General features: G+C 59.3%; 23 protein-coding genes. 10 read left to right on the top strand and 13 right to left on the bottom strand.

Annotated features, from left to right (window positions below; all coding sequences use genetic code 11):
- Nucleotides 1-8: 8 nt before the first annotated feature.
- The 3 genes from WDZ78_RS09095 to WDZ78_RS09085 all read left to right on the top strand — a co-directional run bounded on the left by WDZ78_RS09095 (nucleotide 9) and on the right by WDZ78_RS09085 (nucleotide 2,551).
- Nucleotides 9-590 (top strand): thymidine kinase, encoded by a 582-nt coding sequence (locus WDZ78_RS09095; protein WP_020011410.1) that lies wholly within the window; start codon nucleotides 9-11, stop codon nucleotides 588-590.
- Between the two features lie 113 nt (nucleotides 591-703).
- Complete coding sequence (locus WDZ78_RS09090) at nucleotides 704-1,156, top strand: pseudoazurin (protein ID WP_004430118.1); 453 nt, start codon at nucleotides 704-706, stop codon at nucleotides 1,154-1,156.
- Between the two features lie 237 nt (nucleotides 1,157-1,393).
- Entirely contained in the window at nucleotides 1,394-2,551 is a 1,158-nt protein-coding gene (locus WDZ78_RS09085; protein WP_020011411.1) for a DUF2333 family protein, read from the top strand.
- Nucleotides 2,552-2,582: 31 nt separating this feature from the next.
- Here the strand turns inward: WDZ78_RS09085 and WDZ78_RS09080 are convergent, their stop codons facing one another.
- Entirely contained in the window at nucleotides 2,583-3,299 is a 717-nt protein-coding gene (locus tag WDZ78_RS09080) for a helix-turn-helix transcriptional regulator (RefSeq protein WP_425672848.1), read from the bottom strand.
- Between the two features lie 100 nt (nucleotides 3,300-3,399).
- Nucleotides 3,400-3,921 carry a TIGR00645 family protein gene (locus WDZ78_RS09075; RefSeq protein ID WP_004430114.1) on the bottom strand — a complete coding sequence of 174 codons (522 nt, stop codon included), beginning with the start codon at nucleotides 3,919-3,921 and terminating at the stop codon, nucleotides 3,400-3,402.
- A gap of 343 nt (nucleotides 3,922-4,264) precedes the next feature.
- Between WDZ78_RS09075 and WDZ78_RS09070 the strand changes: the two genes are divergently transcribed.
- Complete coding sequence (locus WDZ78_RS09070) at nucleotides 4,265-6,505, top strand: TonB-dependent hemoglobin/transferrin/lactoferrin family receptor (protein WP_425672847.1); 2,241 nt, start codon at nucleotides 4,265-4,267, stop codon at nucleotides 6,503-6,505.
- Nucleotides 6,506-6,561: 56 nt separating this feature from the next.
- Here the strand turns inward: WDZ78_RS09070 and WDZ78_RS09065 are convergent, their stop codons facing one another.
- Nucleotides 6,562-7,506 carry an extensin family protein gene (locus WDZ78_RS09065; RefSeq protein WP_425672846.1) on the bottom strand — a complete coding sequence of 315 codons (945 nt, stop codon included), beginning with the start codon at nucleotides 7,504-7,506 and terminating at the stop codon, nucleotides 6,562-6,564.
- 336 nt (nucleotides 7,507-7,842) lie between these two features.
- On the opposite strand from WDZ78_RS09065, the gene WDZ78_RS09060 reads away from it, so the two are divergent.
- Nucleotides 7,843-10,032: an anthranilate synthase gene (locus WDZ78_RS09060; RefSeq protein WP_026363879.1), complete on the top strand. Its 2,190-nt coding sequence runs from the start codon at nucleotides 7,843-7,845 to the stop codon at nucleotides 10,030-10,032.
- Entirely contained in the window at nucleotides 10,029-10,541 is a 513-nt protein-coding gene (locus WDZ78_RS09055; RefSeq protein ID WP_020011418.1) for a GNAT family N-acetyltransferase, read from the top strand. The genes WDZ78_RS09060 and WDZ78_RS09055 overlap by 4 nt, the downstream gene beginning before the upstream one ends.
- Here WDZ78_RS09055 and WDZ78_RS09050 read toward each other — a convergent pair.
- Nucleotides 10,538-11,482, bottom strand: coding sequence for an HD-GYP domain-containing protein (locus tag WDZ78_RS09050; protein ID WP_020011419.1), 945 nt, complete (start codon nucleotides 11,480-11,482; stop codon nucleotides 10,538-10,540). The genes WDZ78_RS09055 and WDZ78_RS09050 overlap by 4 nt on opposite strands.
- Nucleotides 11,483-11,759: 277 nt before the next feature.
- On the opposite strand from WDZ78_RS09050, the gene ade reads away from it, so the two are divergent.
- Nucleotides 11,760-13,454 carry an adenine deaminase gene (gene ade, locus WDZ78_RS09045; RefSeq protein ID WP_425672845.1) on the top strand — a complete coding sequence of 565 codons (1,695 nt, stop codon included), beginning with the start codon at nucleotides 11,760-11,762 and terminating at the stop codon, nucleotides 13,452-13,454.
- A gap of 28 nt (nucleotides 13,455-13,482) precedes the next feature.
- Here ade and WDZ78_RS09040 read toward each other — a convergent pair whose 3' ends face one another.
- The 3 genes from WDZ78_RS09040 to WDZ78_RS09030 form a co-directional block, all read right to left on the bottom strand.
- Nucleotides 13,483-14,115, bottom strand: coding sequence for a hypothetical protein (locus tag WDZ78_RS09040; RefSeq protein ID WP_244559867.1), 633 nt, complete (start codon nucleotides 14,113-14,115; stop codon nucleotides 13,483-13,485).
- 228 nt (nucleotides 14,116-14,343) lie between these two features.
- Nucleotides 14,344-14,799 carry an aminoglycoside 6'-N-acetyltransferase gene (gene aac(6') / locus WDZ78_RS09035; RefSeq protein WP_425672844.1) on the bottom strand — a complete coding sequence of 152 codons (456 nt, stop codon included), beginning with the start codon at nucleotides 14,797-14,799 and terminating at the stop codon, nucleotides 14,344-14,346.
- Nucleotides 14,796-16,460, bottom strand: coding sequence for an alpha-glucosidase family protein (locus tag WDZ78_RS09030; RefSeq protein ID WP_425672842.1), 1,665 nt, complete (start codon nucleotides 16,458-16,460; stop codon nucleotides 14,796-14,798). The genes aac(6') and WDZ78_RS09030 overlap by 4 nt, the downstream gene beginning before the upstream one ends.
- A gap of 153 nt (nucleotides 16,461-16,613) precedes the next feature.
- Here WDZ78_RS09030 and WDZ78_RS09025 point away from each other — a divergent pair, with 153 nt between their 5' ends.
- Both WDZ78_RS09025 and WDZ78_RS09020 read left to right on the top strand, forming a co-directional pair.
- On the top strand, nucleotides 16,614-17,534 hold the full coding sequence (locus WDZ78_RS09025; RefSeq protein WP_425672841.1) for a sugar kinase: 921 nt from the start codon (nucleotides 16,614-16,616) through the stop codon (nucleotides 17,532-17,534).
- A 197-nt stretch (nucleotides 17,535-17,731) separates the two neighbouring features.
- Nucleotides 17,732-18,781, top strand: a complete 1,050-nt coding sequence (locus tag WDZ78_RS09020) for a bifunctional monoglucosyl/glucuronosyl diacylglycerol synthase (RefSeq protein WP_425672840.1) — start codon at nucleotides 17,732-17,734, stop codon at nucleotides 18,779-18,781.
- Between the two features lie 193 nt (nucleotides 18,782-18,974).
- Here the strand turns inward: WDZ78_RS09020 and WDZ78_RS09015 are convergent, their stop codons facing one another.
- From WDZ78_RS09015 to WDZ78_RS08995, 5 genes are all read right to left on the bottom strand, one after another.
- On the bottom strand, nucleotides 18,975-19,586 hold the full coding sequence (locus WDZ78_RS09015) for a hypothetical protein (protein ID WP_161974110.1): 612 nt from the start codon (nucleotides 19,584-19,586) through the stop codon (nucleotides 18,975-18,977).
- A gap of 121 nt (nucleotides 19,587-19,707) precedes the next feature.
- The gene (locus WDZ78_RS09010; protein WP_425672838.1) at nucleotides 19,708-20,316 is read right to left on the bottom strand and encodes a DUF2026 family protein; all 609 of its coding nucleotides are present in this window, start codon (nucleotides 20,314-20,316) and stop codon (nucleotides 19,708-19,710) included.
- 195 nt (nucleotides 20,317-20,511) lie between these two features.
- On the bottom strand, nucleotides 20,512-21,942 hold the full coding sequence (gene der / locus WDZ78_RS09005; protein ID WP_003510370.1) for a ribosome biogenesis GTPase Der: 1,431 nt from the start codon (nucleotides 21,940-21,942) through the stop codon (nucleotides 20,512-20,514).
- 133 nt (nucleotides 21,943-22,075) lie between these two features.
- Complete coding sequence (locus tag WDZ78_RS09000; RefSeq protein ID WP_020011428.1) at nucleotides 22,076-22,747, bottom strand: tetratricopeptide repeat protein; 672 nt, start codon at nucleotides 22,745-22,747, stop codon at nucleotides 22,076-22,078.
- Between the two features lie 155 nt (nucleotides 22,748-22,902).
- Nucleotides 22,903-23,487: an NnrU family protein gene (locus WDZ78_RS08995; protein ID WP_425672837.1), complete on the bottom strand. Its 585-nt coding sequence runs from the start codon at nucleotides 23,485-23,487 to the stop codon at nucleotides 22,903-22,905.
- 148 nt (nucleotides 23,488-23,635) lie between these two features.
- Here WDZ78_RS08995 and WDZ78_RS08990 point away from each other — a divergent pair, with 148 nt between their 5' ends.
- The gene (locus WDZ78_RS08990; RefSeq protein ID WP_425672836.1) at nucleotides 23,636-24,619 is read left to right on the top strand and encodes a polysaccharide deacetylase family protein; all 984 of its coding nucleotides are present in this window, start codon (nucleotides 23,636-23,638) and stop codon (nucleotides 24,617-24,619) included.
- Between the two features lie 84 nt (nucleotides 24,620-24,703).
- Here the strand turns inward: WDZ78_RS08990 and sbmA are convergent, their stop codons facing one another.
- The gene (gene sbmA / locus WDZ78_RS08985; protein ID WP_026363883.1) at nucleotides 24,704-25,972 is read right to left on the bottom strand and encodes a peptide antibiotic transporter SbmA; all 1,269 of its coding nucleotides are present in this window, start codon (nucleotides 25,970-25,972) and stop codon (nucleotides 24,704-24,706) included.
- Nucleotides 25,973-25,981 lie beyond the last annotated feature (9 nt).

Here is a 25,981-nt window from a genome sequence, read left to right as displayed (position 1 = left end):
AGTGGATAATGGCAAAACTCTATTTCAATTATTCGACGATGAATGCCGGCAAATCGACCATGCTGCTGCAGGCGTCCTATAATTATCACGAACGCGGCATGCGCACGCTGATCTTCACGGCCGCCTTTGACGACCGGGCGGGTGTCGGCCGCGTTGCCTCGCGCATCGGCCTGTCCTCCGACGCCATGACCTTCGATGAAAATACCGACCTGTTCGCCGAGGTATCGGCCCACAATACGCAAGCGCCGGTCGCCTGCGTTTTCGTCGATGAGGCCAATTTTCTCTCAGAGCACCATGTCTGGCAGCTTGCCGAGATTGTCGACCAGCTCAACATTCCGGTCATGACCTACGGCCTGCGCACGGATTTTCAGGGCAAGCTTTTTCCCGCCTCGAAAGAACTCCTCGCCATTGCCGACGAGCTTCGCGAAATCCGCACCATCTGCCATTGCGGCCGCAAGGCAACGATGGTGGCCCGCTTCGACAATGAAGGAAAGGTCGTGACGGAAGGCGCACAGATCGATGTCGGCGGCAACGAGAAATATGTTTCCTTCTGCCGCCGCCACTGGGTGGAGACGTTCAAGGGCGAATGAGCATCTGCGTCCGGTTGCCGCATTTGATTTTCCGCAAAGATGGCCGCCCTGCTCCCGGGCTAAGACGACAGCGACACATTCGCGTGGATGTGCTTTCTCTCAGGAGCAAAATTATGCAGAACAGAACTGCCAAATTCGCCGGCCTCGCCATTCTCGCAGGTCTTTTCGCCTTTCCCGCCCTTTCTGCCGAAATCGAAGTGAAGATGCTCAACAAGGGCAGCGACGGTCAGGCGATGGTCTTCGAACCCGCAACCGTCAAGGCCGCCGTCGGTGACGTCATCACCTTCGTCCCGGTTGACAAGGGTCATGATGCGGCCGCCGTGAAGGACATGATCCCCGAGGGTGTCGCCGACTTCAAGGGCAAGATGAACGAGACGGTGAAGGTGACCGTCGAGAAGGAAGGCGCCTACGTCGTCAAATGCACACCGCATCTCGGCATGGGCATGATCGCGCTTGTCGTCGTTGGCGATGCGGCTCCGGCCAATCTTGACGCCGTCAAGAACGGCAAACTGCCGAAAAAGGCGCGCGACCGGTTGAATGACGAGATCGCCAAGCTCGGCCTCTAACCACATATGCCTTCGGTTCCGCGGCGGCCGCTGTTCCACAATCAGTGTGGAAAGCCATAATGGCCGGCGCGGACCGCAGGTTGAGAAAAGTTTCGCAATCATGTTGTATCCCGGTTGACCGGGACATATCTGGAAGACAGTAAATGACCGCGGCTTATACGAAGCGCCGAAGGGCGCGGGCGGACCGAGGTCTTTCTTCCGGCGTCCAGCCCCACGGGCAGAGGAGACTATGACGACATGATCGACCGGATCACCGCCTGGATTCAGGCAGCCTTCAGCGCCATCGGCAGGGCCGCCGGTCTTCTCGTCGCCTGGCTTTTGTGGCCGTTCATGGCCGCCCATGGCTGGTATCAAGGCCGCAACTGGATCATCAAGGGCCCGATCGCTCTGGTTCTCATCCTGCTTGCCGGTTTTTACGGATATTTCGTCTGGCAAACGCAGGTCTGGAGCAATTTCGATCCGGATTACATTTCCCGTTACAAGCTTGCCGAACGTACCGTGCCGCCCGGACAGGAATTACCGGCCGCCGGCCCGACGTCGCCCGCCGGCGCAACGGGTGCCGCCGCCAACACATCCGCGCCCGTTTGCCAGCGTTCGGCCATTGTCGACGCCGCCGCCGATCTCACCGATTTCAACGTCAACCAGAACGCCTGGATTTCCTCCATGCTGCTCTATCGTCTCGGCCTCTTCGGCATGGACTGGGACAGCACGCCGTTTCTGGATAACAAGGCCTCCTTCCAGCGCGGCGTAAACCAGGCCGTGCGCCGCACCTCGGTTGAACTGGTGGATACGCTCGGCCGCGTCCGCGGAACCTCCGGCATCAACAACAATCTCCAGGAAGCGCGCGGCAACATGCAGTTCAGCGAATATTCCTGGTATTTCGGTCTCGATCCCTTCGGCCCGAAGACGCCGACCCCCAGCTATTACCGCGCCGCCATCCGCAGCTTCCAGGCCTTCAACGGCGAACTCACGGCCTGCAAGGCGGTTTTTGACACCCGCGCCGACAACCTGATCCAGTTCATCGATCGTATCGCCGGCGACATCGGTTCGACTTCGGCGATCCTTCGCGAGCGTTCGGAAAACTATAATGGCGGCTGGTTCGACACCCGCGCCGATGACCGCTTCTGGTTCGCTTATGGCCAGCTCTACGGTTATTACGGCGTGCTTTCCGCCGCAGGATCGGACTTCGCGCAGGTCATCCGCGAGCGTAACCTGACAAACCTGTGGAACGACACGCTGTTGCAAACCCGCGCAGCGCTGCGCATCCAGCCGGCGATCATTTCCAATGGTGAGGAAAGCGGCTGGATCATGCCGTCGCACCTCGCCACCATGGGATTTTACGTCCTGCGGGTGCGCTCGAATCTCGTCGAGCTTCGCTCGGTTCTCGACCGGTAAGGCGCAGGCCTGCCCCGGACGACAGTGCCGATCAGTCGATCAGGCCAAGGCGTATGGCCTTGGCCACGAGCTGGGTGCGGTTGACGCAATCGAGCTTGCGAATGGCGTTGTTCATATAGGCATTGACGGTATGTTCCGAGATGGAGAGAAGCTCGGCGATCTCCACGGAGGTCTTTCCCTGCGCTGTCCAGCGCACGACGTCGAGTTCCCGTTTCGTCAGTGGCGAGGGCCCTCTGGAATTGGCGCGACAAAGCCGGTCATAAACCTCCAGCGCATGCAGCACGATCATGCCCAGCTCGTTCAGCGAGGCCTGCGGCAGGACATCGCGATCGCCTGCGAAATTCATCAGATGGCGGTTGCCGTACATGCCGTGCACCGGCACCATGAGACCGGAGGTAATGCCCATGCTGCTTAGCGAGGCCGCCGCATGCAGCAGCGGTTCACAGGCAATATCCGGGTCCTGCAGCGACCAATATTGCGGCATCATCGATGACGCGCCGCGCTTGATGACGGGACAATCCCCAAGTGCGCCATCCTTGGTCATCGCATTCACGACCCAGATCGGCAGGCTGCTTTCAACGACCGTGGGCAGGGCATAGACATTTTGGCCGCCGGGCAAGCGCAGCAGGGTCACATAAGCGTAGCCGAAGGCGCGCATCACCTCCCGCAGCGCCTCCAGCCATTGGGATTTGTCGGCCGCCGCCGACAGATCGTCACAAAGTCTGGCCTGGCGCTCCGTCTTCACCATTCACGCGCCCTCGCCACGCCGGGACGCACTGCCCGGAGCGAGAAACATGCGGTATGACCGGGACGGGATTGCGACCTTCATAGCGGCTGGACCATCCTGATCAAAGCACCGGCTTTTCGGATTTGTCCTTCGGCTTTGCCATCAGTTTTTCGAGGAAACCGAGCATCACCGCCGAGACGACAAAAGCCAGATGAATGATGGTGAACCACATCAGCTGGCTGTCCGTATACTGGCTGGCGTTGAGGAATATCTGCAGCAGGTGGATCGATGAAATCGCCACGATCGACGACGCGACCTTGATTTTGAGGCTGCCCGAGTCGAGCTTGCCCAGAAACGAAACCTCGGCATCCGACTCGTCGAAGCGGCTGACGAAGTTCTCGTAACCGGAGATCATCACCATGACGATCAGGCTGGCGACCAGCGCCGCATCGATCAGCCCGAGCATGGCAAGGATCATATCTGCTTCGTCGTAAGTGAAGACGTTTTTTGCAACCTTCAGAAACTTGAGCATGAAGGAAAAGGCATAAACCGCGAGCGCCGCGACGAGCCCGAGATAAAAGACCACAAGCAGCCAGCGGCTGGAGAGAATGATCCGCTCGACGAGCAGTTCAAGAGACTTCATTTCCGTATCCGATTAATAATCTGTTTATTGTTTCGCCATGTAAACTGGCTGCCAATATCCTAGCAAGCGGCAATGTCGGGACTTTGACCGTATCGCGGCGTTTTCGCACCCATTCGCCGGCCAGACGCCGCTGGGGGATAAGCGTCGTATTTTTGCAACATACCGTTATGCTTTAAAACATGATGTAAAAAGTCATATATAATATGTTGACAGTTATCGTCATGTTTTTTAGTCCTCGATTATCGGCTCGCCCGTAACAATCAAAACAGTTTCAGCCGCGACAGCAAACGCGGCGTGCTTTCGCACGCCGTGGCCTATTCGCGCGTCTACCTGGGGGTACTTCATGTCCATTTCGCGCACGCAGTCCGCGTTGCTTCTGTGCACTGCCATCTCTCTCCTGCCGCTTGCCGGCCCTGCACGGGCGCAGGGTGCCGCTTCGCAGGCGGACGGCACCACCACGCTTGAAAAGATCGTGGTCAAGGGCAAGCGCGTCAAAAGCGCCAATGCCGCCGCCGACACGCCGCTGGCAAGCCAGACCACGGCGGAAGACATCCGCAAGAAGGACATCGGCAGCATCAAGGACCTCGGCAACAGCACGGAACCGGGCGTCGATTACGTCGATGCCAAGCCCGGCCGACCCGGCGGCCTGTTCATTCGCGGCCTCGGCGGCGCACGCGTCGTCACTTTGATCGACAATATTCCCGTTCCCTTCTTCGAAAACTTTGCCCGGCAGGGTCAGGCCACCACCACATTGAGCAATACGAATTCGAGCTTCGATTTTTCCTCGCTTTCGACTGTTGATGTGGTGCGCGGCGCCGATTCCAGCCGCATCGGTTCCGGTGCTCTCGGCGGCGCGCTGGTGTTGCGCACGCTCGAGCCGGAAGACCTGATCGGCGAAGGCAGGGACTGGGGCGGAGTGGCCAAGACCACCTATGACAGCGAAGACAGAAGCGTGGGCGGATCGCTCGCCGTCGCCAAGAAGATCGAGAACACCTCGGTCCTGTTCCAGGGCTCCTACAAGCGCGGCAACGAAACGGACAACAAGGGTACGGCCGACGTCTACGGAACGCGCCGCACCAAGCCCAATCCCGCCGATACCTATGAAAGCAATCTGATGTTCAAGATCCGGCAGGATCTTGAAGGCGGTCACCGCATCGGGCTGACGGCCGAGCGTTATTCGCTGAGAGACCGCAGCGACATGAAGACCCTGCAGGGCGTCAGCGTATCGGGATCGACCTACCGGATCGGCGACTACCGGGGCTACGAGAACACCGAGCGTGACCGCGTATCGCTCGACTATGAATACGAGGCGCCCTCGACCGATGGCGTGATCGACGCCGCCAATCTTTCGCTTTACTGGACGCGCCTTTCCAAGGAGTCCGGTGCGGGCGACCGTCTGACCAACAATTCGCTCTATATTCGCGAAGACAGCATGCGTAACAGCGCATTCGGCATCGTCGGCGGCCTCGAATCCGGTTTCGAGCTTGGCGGCGTGCAGCACACGGTCCGTTTCGGTGGCAATGCCATGACGACCGATTTCAGCCAGGAGCTTTTCGCCAATACGGCAGGATCAACCTCGTCTTCACAATCGGACATGCCTGACGTGAGCGGCAAGAGCCTCGGCCTTTATCTCGATGATGAAATCGCCTTCGGCAACGGCTTCCGTCTTACTCCCGGTCTGCGCTTCGATTCCTACGACTACGACCCGGATGGCTCGGTTTCCAGCAATGGCGGCTACAGAACCTTCGGCCTGCCGAGCGGCAACAGCGGCTCGCGCTTCTCGCCGAAGCTTCTTGCAACTTACGACGTCACCCCGGAACTGCAGCTCTTCGCACAATGGTCGATGGCCTATCGTGCCCCGACGATCAACGAACTGTACCTGAATTTCTCCAACATCAGCTCCGGTTACGCTGTTGTCGGCAACTCCGCCCTCAACCCCGAAACCAGCAACAGTTTTGAAATCGGCGCGAACTATGCCTCCGGCGACCTGACGGGAAGCCTGACGCTGTTCCACAACAAGTACAAGAACTTCATCGAGCAATATACGACCTCGACGACACTCTTCCCCGGTTTCGGCGGCAGGGGCAACGGATCGCTCTTCACCTATCGCAACCGTAACAATGTCGAAATCTCCGGTGTCGAGGCCAAGGTCCGCAAGGATCTTGCAAACGGCTTCTTCGCCCATGCCTCGCTTGCCTACGCCTATGGCAAGGACACCGATACCAACGAGTTCATTCGCACGGTCGCGCCGTTCAAGTCCGTCCTCGGCGTCGGTTATGCGCAGGATGTCTGGGGCACGGAACTGACTGGCGTCTTCTCGTCGGGCATGCGTGACGACAGGGTGGCCAACACCTTCGACGCCCCCGGCTACGGCGTCTTCAACCTGACCGGCTGGTGGGAGCCGGAACAGACCAAGGGCCTGCGTATCCAGGCCGGTATCTACAATCTGTTCGACAGGAAATACTGGAACGCCGTCGGCGTCCGCGACGTGAACCCGAATTCCGTCAGCACCGTAAACCAGCCGGTCGATTTCTATACGGAAGCCGGCCGCACCTTCAAAATCTCCCTGACCCAGAAATTCTAAATCCGGGTGGAAATATCATCTCCAGTCGGGGCGGCCTTCGGGTCGCCCCTTTTTTGTCAGCGGCAATAGAGATAACCGCCTTTTCGCTCCAGCACGTCGAGATGCAGGTGATCCTGATGGGTGGCGTCGCTGCCGGGCGAAAGAACCGTGCGGAAGAACAGGCAGGCGGCGGCGGTAATGGTGCGCTGGAAAGCGCCTTCCGGCGTCCCGTCCTCGACCCGCGGCTTCATCACCAGCGGCTCGCCCTTGTCGAAAGCGATCGTGGAAATATCCACGGCATTGCCCTTGGCATGTTCGGAAATCTTGCCGTTTTCCGCGCTGTTGCGGTTGCGGCAGATATAGGTCGAGGCATTGGCGATGGCCGTCACCTTTTTCTCCGGCAAAGCGAGAGCCGCCGCCGGCAACATCATCTCCTTGGTCCAACGGGAAAGCGCAAGCGCGGTTTCGCAGCGCATGGTGCCCGAGGGTTCCAGCTTGATACCGGGCAGAACCACGGAAAGCTCAACAGGCGCTTCGATGCCGCACCCCTGCTCCGCATCGCGGATCGGCTCAAGCTGCTTGAACTCGGCGCCGATCTCCTTCAATGCGCCAAGGCATGCCTGAAGGACGGCCGGATCTTCCGGTTTCACCGGCTCCGGCGGCTTCTCGTCAGGTTTGGCCGCCTCGTCACCGGGCTTCTTACGCTCGCCACCGTCCTTGCCCTCCTCTTCCTTTCTGGCGTTATCGGAACCTTTATCAGCGGGTGTCTTTTCGCCATCCTGCTTCTGTTCTTCCGAGGCCTGCGGCTTCGCGGCCGGTTTCTGCTCTTCCGGAGGCTGCGGTTTAGGGGCGGGTTTCGGCGCTTCCGCCGGGCTTTGCGACGGCTCGTCCGATGGCTTTTCCGAGGGGGTTGAGGATTGCCCGTCGCCCGGTTTTGGCTGCGGCACCGGCACCTGCGCCGGCGGTTCAGAGGCGGAAATCAATGCGAGGGCGGCTGCCAGAAGACATAGGCGATGAAGCATTTTTCGGGGCACTCCTGACCGTTTCGGCAGGAGAGCAACGCGGCGGCGGCCCGTAAGGTTCACTCCCTTGCCGAAATCCGCTTGCCAAGGAGGATCGTGCACGCTAACAATTTTCCCATGAATATCGTGTCTAAGAACATTGCTAACTGGTGGTGGGGCAGCTTTTCGCGGCCTTGACCAGTCATGTCTTCAGACAAAGTCCAAGCCGCCCGAATTTTCAGGCGGCTTTTTTGTTATTTTGCCGCCTGTCATCGGGCTTGAACAACAGAAAGCATGCGCGCAAAAGTGCTTGGCGGTTTTGCGATAACGACATGCGACAAAATGAGTACGAAAGAAATGGTAACGATCATTCAGGATGACGGAGCGGAAACCTACGAGACGAAAGGCGGCATCAAGGTCAGCCGAAAGCGCCGGCCCGCCGACTACGCCAACGCCATCGATAATTATATCGAAAAGCTCGATTCCCATCGCGGCGCGGTTTTTTCGTCCAACTATGAATATCCGGGCCGCTACACCCGCTGGGATACGGCCATCATCGACCCGCCGCTCGGCATTTCCTGTTTCGGCCGCAAAATGTGGATCGAGGCCTATAATGGCCGTGGCGAAGTGCTGCTCGATTTCATCACCGAAAAGCTGAAGGCGACGCCCGATCTCACGCTTGGCGCTTCCACCACACGCCGTCTCGATCTCACCGTCAACGAGCCGGACCGCGTCTTCACCGAGGAAGAACGCTCGAAGATCCCGACCGTCTTCACCGCACTGCGCGCCATCGTCGACCTCTTCTATTCGAATGCGGATTCGGCCATCGGCCTGTTCGGCGCTTTCGGTTACGATCTCGCTTTCCAGTTCGACGCGATCAAGCTGTCGCTGGCGCGGCCGGAAGACCAGCGCGACATGGTGCTGTTCCTGCCCGATGAAATCCTCGTCGTTGACCACTATTCCGCCAAGGCCTGGATCGACCGCTACGATTTCGAAAAGGCCGGCGTGACGACGGACGGCAAGTCCTCCGAAATCACACCCGAGCCCTTCAAGACCACGGACACGATCCCGCCCAAGGGCGATCACCGTCCCGGCGAATATTCCGAACTTGTCGTGAAGGCCAAGGAAAGCTTCCGCCGCGGCGATCTGTTCGAGGTCGTGCCCGGCCAGAAATTCATGGAGCGCTGCGAAAGCAATCCGTCGGCGATTTCGCGCCGCCTGAAGGCGATCAACCCGTCGCCCTATTCCTTCTTCATCAATCTGGGCCATCAGGAATATCTGGTCGGCGCTTCGCCGGAAATGTTCGTGCGCGTTTCCGGCCGCCGCATCGAGACCTGCCCGATCTCAGGCACCATCAAGCGCGGTGACGACCCGATTGCCGACAGCGAGCAGATCCTGAAGCTGCTCAACTCGAAAAAGGACGAGTCCGAACTCACCATGTGCTCGGATGTGGACCGTAACGACAAGAGCCGCGTCTGCGAGCCGGGTTCGGTGAAGGTTATCGGCCGCCGCCAGATCGAGATGTATTCGCGCCTCATCCACACCGTCGACCATATCGAGGGTCGCCTTCGCGACGACATGGACGCCTTTGACGGCTTCCTCAGCCACGCCTGGGCCGTCACCGTCACCGGTGCGCCAAAACTGTGGGCCATGCGCTTCATCGAAGGCCATGAAAAGAGCCCGCGCGCCTGGTATGGCGGCGCAATCGGCATGGTCGGCTTCAACGGCGACATGAATACCGGGCTTACGCTGCGCACCATCCGCATCAAGGATGGCATCGCGGAAGTGCGCGCCGGTGCGACGCTGCTCAACGATTCCAACCCGCAGGAAGAAGAAGCCGAAACCGAACTCAAGGCCTCCGCCATGATATCAGCCATTCGCGATGCAAAGGGCACCAACTCGGCCGCCACCAAGCGCGATGCCGCCAAGGTGGGCACCGGTGTGAAGATCCTGCTCGTCGACCATGAAGACAGCTTCGTGCACACGCTGGCGAACTACTTCCGCCAGACAGGCGCGACCGTCTCCACCGTCAGAACACCCGTCGCCGCAGACGTGTTCGATCGCTTCCAGCCCGATCTGGTCGTGCTCTCGCCCGGACCCGGCAGCCCGACGGATTTCGACTGCAAGGCGACGATCAAGGCCGCCCGCGCCCGCGAGCTGCCGATCTTCGGCGTCTGCCTCGGTCTTCAGGCATTGGCGGAAGCCTATGGCGGCGAGCTTCGCCAGCTTGCGGTGCCGATGCACGGCAAGCCCTCGCGCATCCGCGTGCTGGAACCGGGTCTGGTCTTCTCCGGTCTCGGCAAGGAAGTGACCGTCGGCCGTTACCACTCGATCTTCGCCGACCCCGCCACTCTTCCGCGTGATTTCATCATCACCGCGGAAAGCGAGGACGGCACGATCATGGGCATCGAACACGCCAAGGAACCGGTTGCCGCCGTTCAGTTCCACCCGGAATCGATCATGACGCTCGGCCAGGACGCCGGCATGCGCATGATCGAGAATGTCGTGGTGCATCTGACCCGCAAGGCGAAAACCAAGGCGGCATGATGGTGGCTACCGACGCCATCAGCATCGAACCCATCCGGGCAGAGCACGTTGAAAGCTTTCACCGTGCTCTCGATGCGGTATCGCGCGAGCGGAAATATCTGAGCTTCCTGGAAGCGCCGCCGCTCGATTCGGTACGCGCCTTCGTTCTCGACATGATCGAAAACGACCATCCGCAATTCGTGGCGATTGCGGATGGGGAGGTGGCCGGCTGGTGCGATATTCGCCGCCAGAGCAGGGCAACCCGCGCCCATTGCGGCACGCTCGGCATGGGCATCTTGCCCGCCTATCGTGACAAGGGACTTGGCGCGCGGCTGATGCGGCGGACACTCGATGCCGCCCGTCAATGCGGGCTGCATCGTGTCGAGCTAAACGTGCATGCGGACAATGCGAGAGCAATTGCGCTTTATGAAAAGATCGGGTTCGTGCATGAAGGCCGGGGCCGTGACGCCGTCCTGATCGACGGGCGTCACATCGACAGCCTCAACATGGCGATCATCTTCGGCAGCTAACCCCTCGGCAGCGACGCCGAAATACACAGGGCGAATTTCTTCAGAAGCTGCATGTCGAAGTGCCCTTCCCGGCGCAGCATCCACGTCAGCGCTTCATTCGCCGTCCACGGCTTCTTGTAGGGCCTGACCGAGGTCACGGCGTCATAGACATCGCAGACCGCCGCGATACGGGCGTAAAGGCTGATCTCGCTGCCTGCACGCCCGCTCGGATAACCGCCGCCATCCATCCGCTCATGATGATTGAAGCAGACATCGAGCACCATCTCGGGCATCTGTGCGTTGCGTGACAATATATCCCGGCCGAATGCCGGGTGAAGATTGATGATCTCCCGCTCGCTGGCGCTCAATCCTTCCGCCTTGTTGAGGATCGAAGAGGGGATTTCCACCTTGCCAATATCGTGCAGCAACCCGCTGATGCCGAGCAGATTGACCGTTCCCCTGTCGAGCCCGAGATAATTACCGAAAAGAATCATCAGGCCGCTGACGGAGACCGAGTGCACAAACGTTGTTTCGTCTTTCGATTTCAGGCGGGTGACGCCGATGAAGATCGCCGGGTTGGACTGCACGGCATCGGAAATCTTGCCGGCCGCAGCAGCCATGCCCTTCAGCGAGACATTGCCGCCAGCTTCGGCGGCGGCAAAGGTTTCGGCAATGGTATCGGCGGCCGAGCGTACGGCATGGGTAACGGCGGCGACGGTTTCCGGGCAATTGCCCAATGGCGGCGAAACGGCCGCGGAACGCCTGCCGCCTTCGGTGTCGTGTCCCTTGGCGGTGTTGATAACAATGCTTTCGGCGCCGCTCAATTTCAATTGACGCATTAATTCCTCATGCCGCAAAAGAAAGCGGTGCCGCTTTAAAAATCCCTGGTTCGACAGCGTTCCTTCGACCGCTTCGATAAACATGCCAAGCGTCAGTTGCTGGGTGGAAATTCGTTTGAGCATCAGATGCTTTTATTTTCCTTCCCGGGAATGATAGCCTGAAACCGTAATTCGTAAAAATGCCGGCGTGTAACCGGCTAAACTACAAAGGTGAAGTCAAGCCTTCCCAATTTGCCTAAACTTGAACCTCGAAAGATTAGATAACACAAATATGAAAATTTTTTACTCCGGATATATTTAAAACCCAAAGAATCAATCCAAATAGACCAAGAAACAACCTTAGAATGTAAATAGTGAAAACTATCGCATACGACGCAAACCAGGAGCCGAAGAAACCCGCATGAATTCCAGACTTGAAACGCGCATCGATCAGGGTACGGGCCGTGAACCGGCGGACATGGTTCTCAAGGGCGGACGCTTCTTCGACCTCGTTACCGGAGAACTCGTCGCGTCGGATATCGCCATCTGCGGCGACACCATCGTCGGCACCTGCGAGAACTACAAGGGTCGACAGGAAATCGACATTTCCGGAAAGATCGTCGTTCCGGGTTTCATCGACACGCATCTCCACATCGAATCGTCGCTGGTGACACCGCACGAATTCGACCGCTGCGTTCTGCCCTATGGCGTTACCACCGCTATCTGCGACCCGCATGAGATCGCCAATGTTCTGGGCGTGGAAGGGCTTCAGTTCTTCCTCGACAGCGCCATGGAAACCATCATGGACATTCGCGTGCAGCTTTCCTCCTGCGTGCCCGCGACCCATCTGGAAACATCAGGCGCCGATCTGCCGATCGAAAAGCTGCTGCCGTTCCGCGATCACCCGAAGGTCATCGGCCTTGCCGAATTCATGAATTTTCCCGGCGTCATCCACAAGGACCCGGTGTGCATGGCAAAGCTTGAGGCCTTCCAGGGCCAGCATATCGACGGGCACGCACCACTTCTGTCAGGAACGGCGCTGAACGGTTATCTCGCCGCCGGCATCCGCACCGAACATGAATGCACGAGTGCGACTGAGGCGCTGGAGAAAATCCGCAAGGGCATGCATATTCTGGTGCGCGAAGGCTCGGTCTCGAAAGACCTGCGCGCCCTGATGCCTGTTATCACCGAGCGGCTGTCGCCCTATCTGGCGCTCTGCACCGATGATCGCAACCCGCTCGATATCGCCGAACAGGGCCATCTCGACTATATGATCCGCACCGCGATCGCCAGCGGCGTGGAGCCGCTCGCCATCTACCGCGCCGCCTCGATTTCCGCCGCCAAGGCCTTCGGCCTGCGCGATCGCGGCCTCGTTGCACCGGGCTGGCGCGCCGATCTCGTGGTCGTCGACAGCCTGCAGAACTGCAAGGCCAGCATGGTGCTTTCCGGCGGCCGTATCGTCGATGACGCCCTGTTTGCCACGCGCAAACCGGTTGCACCCGTGGGTCTCGACAGCGTCAAGGCAAGGCCGGTGCTGGCGGCCCATTTCGGCGTGCCGGTCACGGAAGGCGAAAGCCCGGTCATGGGCGTGCTTCCCGGCAAGATCATTACCGAGCACCGCCGCTACAGGCTGCCGACAGACGGCAACCAGACCACCGTCGATCTTGAGAACGACATCATCAAGGTTGCCGTCATCGAACGCCATGGCAAGAACGGCAACCACGCCAACGGTTTCGTTCAGGGCTTTGGCCTCAAGAAGGGCGCGATCGCCTCAACCGTCGGCCATGACAGCCACAATATCTGTGTCGTCGGTGTCAACGAAGACGACATGGCGCTGGCCGCCAACCGGCTGGGTGAAATCAAGGGCGGTTTCGTGGTGGTGGAAGACGGCAGGGTGACGGGCGAGATCGCTTTGCCGGTGGCAGGGCTGATGAGCCTCGAACCCTACGAGACCGTTCGCGACACGCTGCACACGCTCAGAAAAGCAGCCTATGCGCTCGGCACGACGCTGGAAGAACCCTTCCTGCAGGTCGCCTTCCTGCCGCTGCCCGTCATCCCGCATTTGAAGATTTCGGATATGGGCATGGTGGATGTGGATCGGTTTATGCTGATCTGACGATGCAGCTTATCGGCAGAGAGCCAGCTTATGCTTTCGTTTCTGACGGCCAGGTCACATAATAATATTTGCCCGCGACCCTGCCGAAATAGGCATGTTTTCCTGTCGCCTTGTCGACATAGCTGCCGCTTCCATCCTTGGAAAGCGCTCCGTCTTCTGTGCGTTTGAGCTGGGAGTTCAGGAAGTCGGCCCAGCTGGTCTTGGCGATCTCGGTGGCGGTCGTCGGCTTGGTGTTTTTCTGGCTCGAATCCCAGGCGTTGATCGATTTGCCCTGTGTGGGGTCCGAAACCTGCAGGCGTCCGCGCTCAAGGGCGCTCATCATTGATTGGGCACGCAAATATTGCGCTGGATCGTCCCCCGCCGTCGAAAGCTTGGCCTTCAGGTTTCGCATGAAGGCGGGCGATGCGATATAGTCGACTGAAGGTGTTTTTGCGGCTGGTTTCGTTGTGGATGCGCGAGCCGCCGATTGTCCGGAAAGGAAGACGTCTCTGATGGATGGCAGGGCGGCGGCCTGGGTTTTGGCGCGTGAGGATGCGTAATTACCGGTATTAGACTGACTAAAATTCTTGATTGAAACGGACATGACAATCCCTGCTTCACTTATGGGTGGAGGCCGAAAGATCTTTACCGATTCAATTTTTAATACTCCAACCTTGCCCAAGGCTCGCCGAATATTAATGTAAACATAAAAAACTTACTACATAACTCGCTACATATACGTAAAAACATGAATATTGAATGATAATATCCCGATTTACGGGCGCTCTAAATTAGATAAATACTTAAATATTATTATTCAATCGCTTGATCCATAGTTATCGCTTCGCATTTTGGCGTCAGAACGCGCCCCGAAATCCCCGGCCTCATTCGCTGTAACCGCGTCGAGAGGTTATGAATCCGAAGGCAGAAGCTTGCGGAAATAAACCACCCGCTCCGTTTCCTCAAATCCCAGCGCCGCATGCATGCGATGGGAATCGACATTTGCAATATCGGCATCGGATGCGAGTTCGGTGACGCCCTGGCTGATGGCCCAGCGGGTTACTTCGGCCACGAGCGCTGCGGCGACGCCCTGTCTGCGAAACGCCTCCTCGACATAAATTCCCTCGAGAAACGCCACGGGCGACGTATCGCAGCCGTTGACGTAGTCCCGCCGCAGACTGACCTCGGCAAGACCAATGGCCACTCCGGCCGGATCGTGGACAATAAATCCAGCCCCGGCGTCGGAGACGTCCTGCAACTCCGCCATATGTCCGTCAGGCGTGGTATCCGGCCACAGGCGGTGTCGCAAAAGACACCAGTCATCCCGATAGTCGGCGGCGTTTTCGATGACAAAGGGGCCGCTCATGCAACTATCCCGCAAAACACATCCAACCCGTCGAGTTTCACAATCCCCGCATCGAAAAGCGGCGCAAAACCCGGCATCGGCAGGATATCCGTGACCCGCATGCCTTTCGGTATCGGAAATTCCAGGGCCTCGCGCGTCAGGTTGAAAACGAACAGCAGTTTTTCGTCACCCTTCTGGCGCGTGAAGGCCAGCACATCGAGATTGGTCTTGATGAAGTGCATATCCCCATCGCGCAGCGCGCCGTGACCTTTGCGGAAAGACAAAACCGCACGATAGTGGCTGAGAACCGAGTCAGGCTTGCGCTCCTGCGCATCCGCGGCCTGCATGGCATGGACATAGGGCACCGGCAGCCAGGGTTTTTCAGCATTTGAAAAGCCGGCATTCGGCTTGCCGGTCTCCCACACCATCGGCGTGCGGCACCCGTCACGCCCCTTGAAGGCGGGCCAGAAGCGGATGCCGTAGGGGTCGCGCAAATCCTCGAAGGCAAGTTCGGCCTCGGTCAAACCCAGCTCCTCGCCCTGATAAAGGCAGATGGAGCCGCGCAGGCTGGCGAGGACACAGATGGCGAGCTTCGCAACCCGTGTCTGTTCTTCAGTACCTTCGGAAAACCGGCTGAGGTGTCGCACCACGTCATGGTTGGAAAAGGCCCAGCAGACCCAGCCATCCGTTACCACCTTGCCGAAGGTCTCGACCGAACCGCGTAAGTGTTTGGCGCTGAAATCCGGTCCCAGCAGATCGAAGGTATAGCACATGTTGAGCTTGTCGTTGCCGGACGTATAGGCCGCAACCGTCTTCAGCGACCGAGCCCCGTCACCCACCTCGCCCACCGTGGCGCGGCCCTCATATTCATCGAGCAGCGCGCGGAAACGCTTCAGGAAAGCCACGTTTTCCGGCCGGGTCTTGTCGTAGAGATGATCCTGCATGCCATAGGGGTTGACGTCGGACGCATCGAGACCAAAACTTTCCTCGTCGAAAAGCGGCGGGTTGTCGCGCAAAAGCTTGTCGTGGAAATAGTGGTTCACGGTATCGAGCCGGAACCCGTCCACGCCGCGATCCAGCCAGAAACGCACGGTTTCGAGAAGCGCATCCTGAACCTCGGGATTGTGAAAATTCAGGTCCGGCTGCGAGGCGAGGAAACTGTGCATGTAATATTGCTTGCGCACGCCGTCCCATTCCCAGGCAGGGCCGCCGAACACGGAAAGCCAGTTTGTCGGCGCCGTGCCATCCGGCTTGGGATTGGCCCAGACGTACCAGTCAGCCTTGCTGTTGGTGCGGCTGGCACGGCTGTCCACGAACCAGGGATGCTGATCTGACGTGTGCGAGATGACCTGATCGATGATGACCTTCAAGCCCAGCCGGTGCGCCTCGGCCATCAGGGCGTCGAAATCGGCAAGCGTGCCGAACATCGGATCGACATTGCAATAATCGGAAACGTCATAACCCATATCGGCCATGGGCGAGGTGAAGAAGGGCGAGAGCCAGATGGCATCGACACCGAGTGAGGCGATATAGGGCAGACGTTTCGTTACCCCGGCAAGATCGCCATAACCGTCGCCGGTCGTATCCTGAAACGAGCGCGGGTAGACCTGATAGATCACCGCTCCCTTCCACCAGTCCGATTGCGCTTGGGGTTTGTGGACCGGGGCATGGGTTAGCGGCATGGGCGATCTCCTGATGGTTTGAGCGGAGAATATAAAGCCGACGCGGCCGCGTAAACCGGAACTTCGCACATGCACAAACGGCCAAAACCGCCCTTGTCAGCGGCGCGCACTCGTCGTAAGCCGCATGGCTGGAAAAAACGGGAGGATGACAGCGTGGGCGGACGGTTTCTGTCGATTGGCGAATGCATGGTGGAACTGTCGCAGGCCGGCAACGGGCTGCTGCGCAAGGGTTTTGCGGGCGATACGTTCAATACCGCCTGGTATGCCCGCGCCTGCCTGCCGGAAGACTGGTCGGTCGATTATTTCACCGCACTCGGCGACGATCCGCTTTCGGAAGACATGCTCTCCTTCATTGCCGACGCCGGCATCGGCACCGAAAAAATCCGCCGTATCAAGGGTGGCACGCCCGGCCTCTACCTCATCAATCTGAAGGATGGCGAACGCACCTTCAGCTACTGGCGCAACGCCGCCGCCGCAAGACAGCTGGCCGCGGACGCGGATCACCTGCGCAGGACGGTCGAAAGCGCCGATGTCGTCTATTTCTCCGGCATCACGCTTGCCATTCTCGCCTCCGCGCATGATGTCGATACGTTTCTGTCGGAACTGCGCCGCGTCAAGGCGGCGGGCAAGCTCGTGGTGTTCGACCCCAACATCCGCCCGCGCCTGTGGGCGGACAAGGACAACATGCTCGAGACCATTTCCAACGGTGCGCGCGCGGCAACGCTTGTGATGCCGAGCTTCGATGACGAGGCGAGCCATTTCGGCGATGCTTCCGTTGAAGCGACCATCGACCGCTATCGTTCACTCGGCGTCGAAAACATCGTGGTCAAGGACGGCGCCAAGGGTGCGACGCTCGATTTCGGCGGCAGCCGCAGCCACGCCCCGGCGGAAAAGGCCGTGGACGTGGTGGATACGACAAGCGCCGGCGACAGTTTCAACGGCGCGTTCCTCGCCCGTTATGTGACCGGCAGTTCCCCGGAGGAAGCGGCCACCTTCGCCGCAAGGGCGGCGGCAACCGTCATCGGTCACCACGGCGCGCTGATCAGCCCCGATCTGCTTCCGCTGGTGGGATAGACCCCTCTCTGCCCCTCATTCCTGTGTTTGTCACCGGAAACCGGCCGACGTGCGTCTACGCGGCGGAGAGCCTCCTCTCAGCCGCTTCCCCGCCGTCAAAAGCCCTGACATGATCCTGTAACACGCACGCCGCATATACGGACAGAAGCCGGGCAATGGGGATTCGCCCGCGCGCAGATGAGCAGGATCAGTGTTTCATGACGAGAATCACGATTGTCACAGATGCCTGGCACCCGCAGGTCAACGGCGTGGTTCGCTCGATAGAAAATACCAACACCGAACTGGCGCGGCTGGGTGTGGATGTGCGCATGGTCACGCCGCAGAGTTTTTACAGCATCCCCTGCCCCACCTATCCGGAAATTCGCCTCTCCGTCGCCGGCTATCGCCGTGTGGCGGCGGAGATCGAAAAAAGCCAGCCTTCCTTCGTGCATATCGCGACGGAAGGGCCGCTGGGCTTCATGGCGCGGCGCTGGTGCGTGAAGAACCGCATGCGTTTTTCCACCAGCTACCACACCCGCTTCCCGGAATATGTGGCGGCGCGTTTCCCCGTTCCGGAAAGCTGGCTTTATGCCTTCGTGCGCTGGTTCCACAATGGTGGCAACACCTGCATGGTGGCGACCCCGAGCCTTGAGACCGAGCTGGAGGCGCGCGGCGTGCGCAACCTGAAGCGCTGGAGCCGCGGCATCGACGCCGAGCTTTTTCATCCCCGCCCGAAGGCAAAGCTGCCTTTCGACCTGCCGAGGCCGATCTTCATGACGGTGGGACGTGTGGCGGTGGAGAAGAACCTGCCGGAATTTCTGGACCTCGACCTGCCGGGCTCGAAGATCGTCATCGGGGACGGACCTGCCCGCCATGAATTGCAGGAAAAATATCCTGATGTGCTGTTCACCGGCATCAAGACCGGTGAGGACCTCGCCGGTGCCTATGCGCAGGCCGACGTCTTCGTTTTCCCCTCGAAGACCGACACATTCGGCAACACCATTCTGGAAGCACTGGCAAGCGGCGTGCCCGTGGCCGCCTTCCCCGTTACCGGACCGATCGACATTCTCGGCGGCAACCCCGCCGCCGGCGCGCTGGACGACAATCTTCGCGATGCCTGTCTCGCGGCGCTTCATTGTTCGCCGCAGGCAGCGCTGACGCTCTCCAAAAGCTACAGCTGGGAAAAGGCCTCAAGGCAATTTCTCGACAATGTCATCCACGCCGCAGGGAAATCGCTGCCGCTGTTATCCCGTTCCCAACTTGCATGAAGGCAATCCCCGAGATTTTCTTTGGGAACAGTGGACGAAACCGAGCGGGGATGTCACAAGGCGATCAGGACGCGACTGCCGTTATCTTTAGAACGGGGTCGGGCTGCTGATTGACGTCAGGCGGCTGCCGCGAGAACACGCTGGCCGTCCTTTTTGCGGATGATCCCCCCGCCACACCCCTCGAGATGCCGCTTCAGGATAAGGGCAGAAGCTCTTTTTGCTGGGCAGCGCACCAATGATTGATCTTCTCGACAACATCCTTTGGCGCAATCGGCAAGGCGCTACTGGGTATGACGACCACTGTCCCATGGAAAACCAGCACCAGACTATCCGGCGGCGTGATTGCGAGATGATAGCGCGCCCAGCTCAGTTGCACGGTGTCCAGCCGTGTGACCTGCTTGTAGCCCTGAGGCCCGATCTCGATCTGCGTTTGAGGTGAATACATTCGCTCGTGGGCGATATTCCAGTGAGCGAGAACCTCATAATAGGATTTCGCCTCCCGTCTCGCGCCCTGCCAGATAATGAACCAGATGGCGAGAGCCACGACCGGTGCGGGGGCGAACACCCAATAACCGACCACCGGCCAGACGCCCGGGAACCACGGCAAGCTTATGGAATAGATGAAGGCCGCAGCCAGTCCCGCGAAAATCGACAGTTTGACTCGCGCCGAGGAAAAATGGCGAGCCCAGGACTTGTCGAAAATCATGCTGTAATTTTCATAGGCCTGATTTTGATAGCCGTAGACATAGGAAGGGACATGTTTCGGGTCGGGCGTGAAGCTTATTGAAATGGTGTCATCGGCCATAGGAGCACGTCGATCCCGTTCCTGTTGCAGCTCAGTCTGCGTAGCACCGGCGCCCTTATAAATCAAAAGGCCTTTCGCTGCCAAACCCTTCGGGGTCGACGCCGCACCGCGTAACCTGCCTTCACCATGCTCCGGCAAGCATTTGGCCGGAAAGCGGCACGGTCCGCGCCTTGCCATCCCGATCCGTTACCGAAAGCGAGGCCGCCATCTGCTTCGGCGATTTGCGGAACCAGCTGGCGGCAACGCTTGCCATATCGCCGATCATCGCCTGTTTGCGCCAGTCGGCGAAGCGCTTGGCCGTGGCTTCCGGCTCGGAGCGGTAAAAGAAATCGCCGGATTGACCGAGATCGTTGATGGAGGCCGCCATGGCCGCGAGCGGCCGCTGGAACATCTTTGCCGGTACAGCAAGCGTATCGGCCCCTTGCGAAAAAGCGGGCGCCATGAAATCGATCGCCCATCCATCCGCCTCCACCCAGCAGTGGAAATTCTCGCCCGCGCCCGTCACATAACCGTCTTCGCGATGATCGGCGAACAGCAAAACCGTTCCGCCGAGATTATAGGCCGCGAGCCCGCCTTTCGGCACCGCCTTCACCTTGTAATGCTGCTGCAAAATGAACGCGCCGAAGGTGCTGAAATACATGGAAGCCGAAGCGGGATCGGCATTCTGGCTGAGGAGCAGGCTGTTGATGACCCGGTAAATCCTGAAATAGTCGGTCTGCTTGATCAACATGGTTTTTACTCTTCAAAACAAGGCGTTGGACGAGCGTCCGCCGCTTGTTTCTTCTCCCCGCCGGGGAGAAGGTCGCGGCAGCGGGATGAGGGGGCTAGGCTGGCAGTATACGGAGAGGGTTCCCCCTCATCCGACCCTTCGGGCCACCTTCTCCCCCACGGGGAGAAGAAATGCGCCGCGACGCCGCGCGGAAGATTACCGCCTCTTCTTCGCCTTGCTCTCAAACGGATTGTCCGACCCGCGATAATGCACCCGGATCGGCACGCCCGGCATGTCGAAATCCTTGCGCAGGCCGTTAACGAGGTAACGCGTATAGCTCTCGGGAATGGCTTCCGGCCTCGTGCAGGAAATCATGAAGGCCGGCGGGCGGGCCTTTACCTGCGTCATATATTTCAGCTTCAGGCGGCGGCCGGAAACGGCCGGCGGCGGATGCTGCGTCGTCTGCGAATCCAGCCAGCGGTTCAGCTTGGCGGTCGAGATGCGACGGTTCCAGATCTTGTCGGTATCGATGATATTCTGCATCAGCCGGTCAAGGCCATAGCCCGTCTGGCCGGAAATCGGCACGGCGCGGATGCCGCGCGCCTGCGGCAGAAGCCGCTCGGTCTTTTCGCGCAGATCGGCCAGATAGGCCTGCGGGTCTTCGACCAGATCCCATTTGTTGAAGGCGAGCACGGCGGCGCGGCCTTCGCGGATGACGAGGTCGACCAGCTGCAAATCCTGCTTTTCGAACGGGATGGTGCTGTCGAACACGATAACGACGGTTTCCGCAAAGCGGATGGAGCGCAGCGAATCCGCAACCGAGAGCTTTTCCAGCTTCTCCGTCACCTTGGCCTTGCGGCGCATGCCGGCCGTATCGAACATCTTGATGGTGCGGCCGCGCCAGTCCCATTCGACCGAGATGCTGTCGCGGGTGATGCCGGCTTCCGGGCCGGTCAACAGGCGGTCTTCACCGAGGAAACGGTTGATCAGCGTCGACTTGCCCGCATTCGGACGGCCAATGATGGCGACGCGCAGCGGCTTGGTTTCGTCATAAACCGGCTCTTCGTCTTCTTCGTCCTCGCTGCCCGGCTCGCTGCGCGGCAGAACGATATCCGTCTCCGCCTCATCCACCTCAGGCGGGAAAGCGGCGTCTTCGCCGATTGCCTCGACAATGGCGTCACGCAGGTCGATCATGCCCTGGCCATGTTCGGCGGAGATCGGGCAAGGGTCACCAAGGCCGAGGGTAAAGGCGTCGTAGAAACCGGCGTCGGAACCGCGCGCTTCAGACTTGTTGGCCACCAGCACCACCGGCTTGCCGCGACGGCGCAGCATTTCGGCCAGCGTCTCGTCGGCCGGCGTCAGGCCCGCCTTGGCGTCCACGACAAACAGCGTCACATCGGCTTCGTCAATCGCCGCTTCCGTCTGCGCCCACATGCGGCCCTGAAGCGTTTCCGGCCCGGATTGCTCCAGACCGGCGGTATCGATGATGGTGAAACGCAGGTCGACCAGCTTCGCCTCGCCGGGGCGGCGGTCGCGGGTGACACCCGGCGTGTCGTCCACCAGCGCCAGTTTCTTTCCGACCAGACGGTTGAAAAGCGTGGACTTGCCGACATTGGGGCGCCCGACTATGGCGACGGTGAAGCTCATTGATCTTGGTTCCCTAGAGCAAGTCTGCCCAAAACGTTACCTGTTTTGGGCAAAAGACATGCGTAAAATAAAGAGTTGGATCGCTTTGGCAATGCGAAGAAATGCCGGAGCGATCTTGCGTGGCGAAGCGGCTTTAAGCAGCCTTGCCCGAAGCGGTGATGTTGTCGAGCATGATCTGCGCACGGTTCGTCACGTTGCGCGGCGCCTGCGTGTCGCTGATGATCTGCTCGAACCATTGTTTGGCCTTGGCGAAATCGCCAGCCTTATAGGCGGCGAGACCGAGCGCCTCGCGGGCAGACGCCCGCATGGTCTGACCGTCGGTGCTCAAGGGCTCCGCAAGGGCGACGACCTGATCATAGGTGCCGTTGTCCACCAGCAGCCATGCCGCACGCACCTTGGCGGTATCGCGGAAGACCTGCGGTGCGGAGGTGTCGTTGCCGATGGCGGTGAAGGCGGCGATGGCGCCGGCCGCGTCGCCCTTCTGCGAAAGCAGCGTGGCCGAGCGGAACTTCGCCAGAACAGGGTAATTGCCGTGACCGGAAGTTTCGAGATCGGCGAAGGCCTTCAGCGCCTCATCCGTCTTGTTTTCCGAAGCAAGTTTCAGCGCCACGAGGAACTGGTCGCCGGAGTTGGAAGCACGGCTGGTGTTCCAGTACTCGTAGATACCGGCGCCGGCGGCGCCCGCAACCACGAGAATGGCCGCACCCACGACCACGATACCGTAACGGCCCCAGAAGCGCGACAGCTGCTCGGAACGGATCTGCTCGTTCACTTCGCGGATAAAGGTATCATTTTCGTTTGCCATCAAATTCTCCGTTACCCGCGGGGAGATCGTCACCGATCCATCCGTCCGCGGACATACCAAGCCGCTTACCCGGGTCAGCGAAAGTCAGGCCAACCGGGTCATGGTCGGCCTTCTAGCCTATTTTGCCTGATATGTAAGGGGGAAACGTCGATTTCCTACATGGCGATGGGCTGAACGCCGATCAACCATTCGTGCAGTTTCAGGATGAAAGCACCCCACAGAACGATGCCGCCGACAACGGCCACCAGATCATAGCGGCTTGAAACGAAGTTGCGAACCACTTTTTCACCCGCGCGTTCCCGGCGCTTCAGCGAAATCCGCATCACCACGCCCCAGGCGAGGAACGATGCGAAGAGGAGGATCGACGACGCCTCGCCATTCGCCAGAAGATGGGCGAGCGCCCAGATCTTGACGGAAAGGACCATCGGATGCTTGGTCTTCGTCGCGATGTGGCCAGCCGGTATGAGGCTGGCGATAAGACAGATCATCGCGGGCAGCATCAGGGTGACGGCGATGTGGCTCATCCAGACCGGCGGATACCACAACATGCCTGTCTCCTGCCGTGCTTCACCGAAGGCATAGATGACGAGGCCGAGCGTGACGAGGCTGACAATGGAATAGACGCCCTTGAAAGGGCCTTCGCCCATCGTCGCGATCATGCGGGCACGAAATTGCGGCGCGACCACCTTCAAAAGATGCGTCAGCAGGAACAAGGCAAGACAGAGTGCGAGAAAAAGCATGGAACACGGTCCCCGGTGGAACGAAGCGGCCCTATCACCGCAGTTGAGAACAGGAATTAGGCCGAAAGTCATGAAAACGCCAGACTATTCAAAGCTTCGCCTTATTCCACCCGCAAAAGGCCACGGTGTTTCATATGACGGATAACTGATGTTTCGCCCATTTACCGCTTTTTCCCTGTCGCTTCTCGCCGCCCTTCCCGCCTTTGCCGAAGAGGCGCAGAAGCCGAAGCAGCTTGTCATCGTGTCCTTCGACGGTGCGGGCGACAATACGCTGTGGGAAAGAAGCCGGGCGACGGGCAAGCAAGTCGGCGCGCATTTCACCTATTTCCTCGCCTGCACGCTGGTGATGGACAGGAAGACCAGCGCCAAGACCTATCAGGGACCCGGCCAGAAGGCCGGCCGTTCCAATGTCGGTTTCGGCCAGTCGCCGGAAGAGGTGGAGACAAGGCTTAGAAACATCTGGGCCGCCTATCGCGAAGGTCATGAGATCGGCAACCACACCTGTGGCCATTTCGATGGCGGCCAGTGGACCGCGGAACAATGGGACGGCGAATTCACCACATTCACCAGCACCCTGGAAAACGCCTGGCAGATGATCGGCAAGAAGGGCGAGGAGCCCGAGGGCTGGCGGGAGATGGTCAAGAACATCAACGGTTTTCGTGCGCCCTATCTCTCACAGGGGCCGGCGCTGACCGCCGCCCAGAAAAAGCACGGTTTCGTTTATGACGCCACCAGCATCACCAAGGGGCCGGAATGGCCGGTGGAGCGCGACGGCATCGAGCATTTCGGCCTGCCGCTCATTCCCGAAGGTCCGGGCAACCGCCCGATCATCGCCATGGACTATAACCTCTTCATCCGCCACTCCATCGGCGTCGAGACGCCGGATCGCTCAAAGGAGTTCGAGGAGCGCGCCTATGCCGCCTTCCGCACCGCCTTCGACAGGCAATATAATGGCGAGCGCATTCCCCTGCAGATGGGCTTTCACTTCGTGAAGATGAACGGCGGCGCCTATTGGAACGCCTATGAGCGGCTGCTGCGCGAAGTCTGCCGGAAGGACGACGTCGCCTGTCTGAGCTATGCCGAGGCGATGCCGATGATCGAGGCGCGCAGGAAGCAGAAGACAGAGGGTTAAACTCGACCGCGGATCATCCTCGGGCTTCTTCCTTGGACCGAAGCAACAGATGCAAAAGGCGGCCGAGGGGCCGCCTTTTCTTACTCAGGGCTTGTTGGCCGCCAGCTCGCCGGCTTCCGCTTCCCGCTGCAGATAACGCTCGTCGATATCCGGCAGGGGCTTGTCGTCAATCGCAGCCTCAAAGGCCACAAGACGCTTGTGGATTGAAAGCAGCTCGATGATCGTCGTCCAGGAATTGACGAGATACTGGAACGAATTGCTGACCTGACCGAAGGCCGTGGCGATCTGCTGGTAGATACCATAGGTGATCTTGCCCGCGACAATGGTGGGAACCAGCATCAGAAGCAGGAACACCGCATCGGCCTGAATATAGAAATACCGGGCGACGTTGAAATAGAGATAATGCCAGTACATGCGGAAATAATTCTTCCGCACATTGGAGTAGAGTTCCTTGACTGTCGGCGGCTGGGCGCGGTCGGCGTGGTCCTCGCCATAGACCAGTTCCTTGCGGTAAGCCGCTTCCACGCGCTGATTGCGGAAGTTCAGGCCGGGCAGCTTGATGCCGACTGTCGCCAGAAGCACCGTACCAAATACCGACCAGACAATCGCCAGCCAGAACAGCGCATGCGGCACCTCGCCGAGGATCGGCAATTCCGAGACATAGGACGACAGCGCAAACAGGATCGGCAGGAAGACGACGAGCGTCATTACCGAGTTGATGAGCGTGATGCCCAGCCCTTCGAGCGTCGAGGAGAACCGCATCGTATCTTCCTGAACGCGCTGGGACGCACCTTCGATGTGACGCAGCTTTTCCCATTTCGACATGTAGAAGTCGTTCATCGCGGTTCGCCAGCGGAAGATATAATGGCTGGTGAAGAAATCCGTCAGGATCGAAACGGCCATGCTGAGAAAGGCGATCTTGGCAAAGACGATTTGAAGGCTGTAAAAATCCCAGACCTCGATACCCGGTTGTTTCGAAAGGGCATTTTGCAAAAGATCGCCGAAAGGCCGCCGGAAATTGTTGATCACGACGGAAATCTGAACGCCGAAATAGGTCACCGCGATAATCAGCAACGATCCCCAGATGGACCAGTATTTCCAGGGATGATCCTTGGCGATAACGGTCCACACGCCGCCGAACGCCGCCAGGCACAAGGCGAGATAGCCGTAAAAGAACAGGTTAGCCGGGACCAGGAAGTAGCTGAGATCGTAGGGTTCCTGCTCGGGCATTACGTAGCCCCAAGACCGCCCTAACCCTTCAACGATGAAGTACCATCCAAGAATGGCGAAAAAAGCCCAGATAATGGCCGACGTGAAGAAGATTTTCGGCTTGGGAAAGAAGGAATGAAACACGTTTCGAAC

The organism is Agrobacterium sp. M50-1, from assembly GCF_049843495.1.
GTDB lineage: Bacteria > Pseudomonadota > Alphaproteobacteria > Rhizobiales > Rhizobiaceae > Agrobacterium > Agrobacterium radiobacter.
Note: the sequence above shows the minus strand (reverse complement) of the source record. Positions and strands in the feature narration are given on the sequence as shown.